Origin of the sequence: Desulfovibrio piger ATCC 29098, assembly GCF_000156375.1 — a bacterium.
Classification (GTDB): Bacteria; Desulfobacterota; Desulfovibrionia; order Desulfovibrionales; family Desulfovibrionaceae; genus Desulfovibrio; species Desulfovibrio piger.
This window is the reverse complement of the sequence record NZ_DS996384.1, coordinates 1-673: the sequence shown is the minus strand read 5'-3', so window position 1 is coordinate 673 and position 673 is coordinate 1. Positions and strand designations below refer to the sequence as shown.

Here is a 673-nt window from a genome sequence, read left to right as displayed (position 1 = left end):
TGCCTAAGCCCGCCGGTGGGGGCGTTGCTGCGCCCCCGCCTCTGTCAGCCCTCACTATGCCGGAAAAATCTGCGCAAAGCCCGGAAACAGCGCGCTCCATGCGAAGGATTTTCGCCCGTTATTCCTTGTCTTTTTCACTGTTTTTTACTAAAATCAGCTTGTTCAAGGTGCTTTCCGCACTCTTCCATCCCTTGCAATGCCGCATGTATCCCGTAAAGGACGCGACGCAGCAACGCACGGTGTCTATATCTACGCGCCCATCCGCGTAGCACCTGGATAATCCAGCAAAGCGTTTTCGTGCCCGGCGCACATTGCGTTTGCGTGGCAGCTTGTAGTCTGCCCAATGCCGGTATCCCGCGAAGTCCACACCGTGGGATGCAGGGAATACCCGTGTTTTATTGTTCAGGGTCAAATGCAGCTCGCAGGCCAGAAAGTCCCGGATTTCCGCCAATAGCCGCCATAGCTCCGTTTTATCTCCGTGCAGCAGGATGAAGTCATCCATATACCGCACATAATAGCGCACTCCCAGCGTATCCTTGATGAAATGGTCGAGTTGATCCAGGTACACGTTGGCAAGTAACTGGCTTGTCAGCGCCCCCAGCGGCAAGCCCCGGTTCCCCTCGATACAGTCGGCTTCCTTTACCAGAACGCGCAACACGTTGAGCACATCAGT

The 673-nt window shown here is 55.3% G+C and carries 1 protein-coding gene; it reads right to left on the bottom strand.

All coding sequences use genetic code 11. The features are described from left to right. Nucleotides 1-118 precede the first annotated feature (118 nt). Nucleotides 119-673 (bottom strand): RNA-directed DNA polymerase (locus tag DESPIG_RS12560; RefSeq protein WP_006009596.1); only part of this gene is annotated, 555 nt, incomplete at its 5' end.